4 protein-coding genes are annotated in these 3374 nt (G+C 72.4%); all 4 read left to right on the top strand.

What is annotated here, in order from left to right:
* On the top strand, positions 1–916 hold a 916-nt coding region (locus FV223_RS23410), incomplete at its 5' end, for a gamma-glutamyltransferase (protein WP_187276222.1).
* 95 nt (positions 917–1011) lie between these two features.
* On the top strand, positions 1012–1785 hold the full coding sequence (locus FV223_RS23415) for a lysophospholipid acyltransferase family protein (protein WP_147729236.1): 774 nt from the start codon (positions 1012–1014) through the stop codon (positions 1783–1785).
* 127 nt (positions 1786–1912) lie between these two features.
* Entirely contained in the window at positions 1913–2359 is a 447-nt protein-coding gene (locus FV223_RS23420; RefSeq protein ID WP_147729237.1) for a hypothetical protein, read from the top strand.
* A gap of 202 nt (positions 2360–2561) precedes the next feature.
* Positions 2562–3374 (top strand): DUF2125 domain-containing protein (locus FV223_RS23425; protein ID WP_147729238.1); only part of this gene is annotated, 813 nt, incomplete at its 3' end.

Consider the following 3374-nt stretch of genomic DNA (forward strand, 5'->3'; position numbering starts at 1 on the left):
CCAGCCCGTGCGCGGGACCTATCGCGGCTACGAGGTGGTCTCGATGCCGCCGCCCTCGTCCGGCGGCGTCCACCTGATCGAGATCCTGAACATCCTCGAGGGCTTCGACCTCGCCGCGATGGGTGCGGGCAGCGCCGCCGCGATCCACACCCTGGCCGAGGCGATGAAGCCGGCTTACGCCGACCGGGCGACCTGGCTCGGCGACCCGGACCGGGTCCGCGTGCCGGTGCAGGGCCTCACCGCCAAATCCTACGCGGCGCGGCTGCGGCGGGCGATCGACCCAGAGGGGGCACGGCCCGCCGACAGCATCGCGGCCGGCGACCCGTTGCCGCCCGAGCCCGACCAGACCACGCACTTCTCGGTGGTCGATGCCGCGGGCAACGCGGTGGCCAACACCTACACCCTGAACTTCTCCTACGGGATCGGGCTGGTGGCCGAGGGCACCGGCGTGCTGCTCAACAACGAGATGGACGACTTCTCCGCCAAGGCCGGCACCCCGAACGCCTACGGGCTCGTCGGCGGCGACGCCAACGCGGTGGCGCCGGGCGCCCGGCCGCTCTCCTCGATGACGCCGACCTTCTTGTTCCGGGACGGGCAGCTCTACCTCGTCACCGGCAGCCCCGGCGGCAGCCGCATCATCACCACCGTGCTCGACGTGATCGTCAACCTGATCGACTTCCGCATGAACCTCGCCGAGGCCGTCGACGCGCCGCGCATCCACCACCAGTGGAAGCCCGACGTGCTGCGGGTCGAGCAGGGCCTGTCGCCCGACACCCTTGCCCTCCTGCGGGGGCGGGGGCACGACGTCAGGGTCGGGTCGAGTTCGGGCTCGGCCAACTCGATCCTGCGCAGCGGCGGCCTGCTCTCGGGCGCCGCTGACCCGCGCCAGCGCGACACGCTCGCCGAAGGGTATTGAGGTGGGGCCGGGGACAACCTCAAGCGTCACGCCCGATGCGCCCTTGGCCCTGGCCGCACCCCCGCGCTAAAGGACGAGCGTCACAGAAGGTCCCGATGCTCGCCGTCCGCTCCCTCGCGTTCAATCTCTGCTTCTACGCCGCCACGACGCTGATCGCGTTCGGCGGGTTGCCGACGCTGGTCTCGGGGCGGGCGGTGATGCGGCTGGCGCGGTTCTGGGGGCGGGTGACGCTGTGGCTGCTGCGCGTGGTCGCCGGCACGCGGGTGGAGTTCCGCGGGCTGGAGAACATCCCGTCCGGCGCGATGCTGGTCGGGGCCAAGCACCAGTCGGCGCTCGAGACCCTGGCCCTGTGCACGGTGTTTCCCGAATTCGCCTACGTGCTGAAGCGCGAGCTGCTGTTCATCCCGCTGATCGGCTGGTTCCTGTCGCGCAGCGGCATGGTGGCGATCGACCGGTCGAAGGGCGCGCGCGCCATGAGCCTGATGAACGCGGCCGCCGCCGACGCGATCGCGCAGGGGCGCCAGCTCATCGTCTTCCCCGAGGGCACCCGGACGGCGCCCGGCGCGGCCCCGGCCTACAAGCAGGGCCTGTCCCACCTCTACGCCGCGCTCTCCGTGCCGTGCCTGCCGGTGGCGCTGAACACCGGGCTGTACTGGCCGCGCCGCAGCTTCGTCCGCCGCCCGGGCACCACGGTGATCGAGTTCCTGCCGCCGATCCCGCCCGGGCTGGCACGCGCCGCCTTCCTCGACCTCGTCGAGGACCGCATCGAGACCGCCTCGAAGGCCCTGCTCGCGGCCGGCCTCGCCGACCTCGGGCAGGCCGCCCGCACGGTCCCGGAGCCGCGCCGCGAAACCTCGCGTCCAGCCTGACCCGCGCGCCCGATTCGTGCGCGCGGAGAACCGTCGGGACGTTGCGAATCGGCCTGCGAATTCCCATTTCCTTCGAACGAGACGAATCGCTTGACGGGCGCGCGATGCCCGATCTAGGTTGGAACAAATGGCGAACAAGAGAGCCTTGTCCTGGTCGGCCGCCCTGCGCGACCTGAAGGACGAGCGGACACGGAGACAGGACGTGCGGGAAGAGCGCTTGAGGACCACCGCGGGCCTTCGCGGCACCCCCGCCCTGGCGCTCAGCGCCTGGCGCGGACGTTCCGGCCGGCGCTACGTCGTCGGCGTCCACGACCTCAGCGCGCCCGAGCTCGACGAGATGGGCGAGGCGGTGGTGATCGCGGTCCGCCGCGATCCCGCCGGCATCGCCGAGCTGGTCGCGGTGTCGGCCTCCGGCGAGAGCCCCCGCGAGCGCCTGCACCGGACCTGGCTCGCCCGCGCCCGGAAGGGCGGCGCGACCGAGATGCACGTGCATCGGCTCGCCGAGGACGAGGCCGAGCGCAAGGCCATCGTCGACGATCTTTCGATGGAGAGCGCGGACCCGGCGCACGCCTGATATCCCTCCGCTCGATCAGGGCGGTCGGCATATCCGGCAGGCCCGCGCGGGATCGAAAGTCGAATCCGCCGGTCCGGCGAGGTGATGCGGATTTGGATCACGCCGCCCACGCCCCAGTTTCGCCCCGAGCCTCCCCTCATGCCTTGTGCGGCATGGACGATCGCGGACGAACCCGCGACGGGGCGAGAGCGCGGAGCGAACGATGCAGGATCCGGTACGGCAAGATCCTTCGGGGCAAGCCCCGGCCGAGCCCGCCGCGATCCCGCCCAAGGCGCCGCGTTCCCGGCGCGGCCTGTTCCTCCCCTACATCCTGCTGCTGACGCTGGTGCTGCTGTGGTCGGCGGGCTGGGTCTACCTCCGCGGCCGCGCCGCCACCGAGATGGACGGCTGGGTCGCCCGCGAGGCCGCGGCCGGACGGACCTGGACCTGCGCCGACCGGTCGATCACCGGCTATCCGTTCCGGATCGAGCTGCGCTGCGCCTCGGTCAGCCTCGCGCGTGCCGATGGCCGCTTCCGGCTGGGTCCGCTGACCGCGGTGACGCAGGTCTACCAACCCCGGCACGTGCTGATGCTCGCCGAGGGCCCGTTTCACGTGGAACAGGGCGACCTCGTCGGCGACGCGACCTGGACGATGCTGGAAGGCAGCTTCCACGGCGCGTCGGACGGGTTCGTGCGCGCCTCGCTCGTGGTCGACGGGCCTTCGGTGACGGTCGCCGGCGCGGCGCCCGATCCGATCGCCGTCTCCGCCCGCCACCTCGAGCTGCATGCGCGGCCGACGCCGGGACGATTCGATTCGGACGGCGCGGTCGACCTCAGCCTGCGCCTGTCGCAGGCCCTGGCGCCGATGGCGGATGCGCTGATCGGCAACGCCGATCCCGCCGACCTCACCCTCGACGCCACGGTCAACCGGGCGGCGATGCTCGGCACCGGCACGGTGGCGCGCGAGCTCGAACGCTGGCGCCAGGCCGACGGCAGCCTCGACGTCGCCGGGCTGTCGCTGGCCAAGGGTGCGCGC

The sequence above is a fragment of the Methylobacterium sp. WL116 genome (assembly GCF_008039455.1).
Classification (GTDB): domain Bacteria; phylum Pseudomonadota; class Alphaproteobacteria; order Rhizobiales; family Beijerinckiaceae; genus Methylobacterium.

Excerpts from the sequence above, each read along its gene's own strand:
- FV223_RS23415 (WP_147729236.1), top strand. The coding sequence starts at position 1,012 with ATGCTCGCCGTCCGCTCCCTCGCGTTCAATCTCTGCTTCTACGCCGCC.
- FV223_RS23420 (WP_147729237.1), top strand. The coding sequence starts at position 1,913 with ATGGCGAACAAGAGAGCCTTGTCCTGGTCGGCCGCCCTGCGCGACCTG.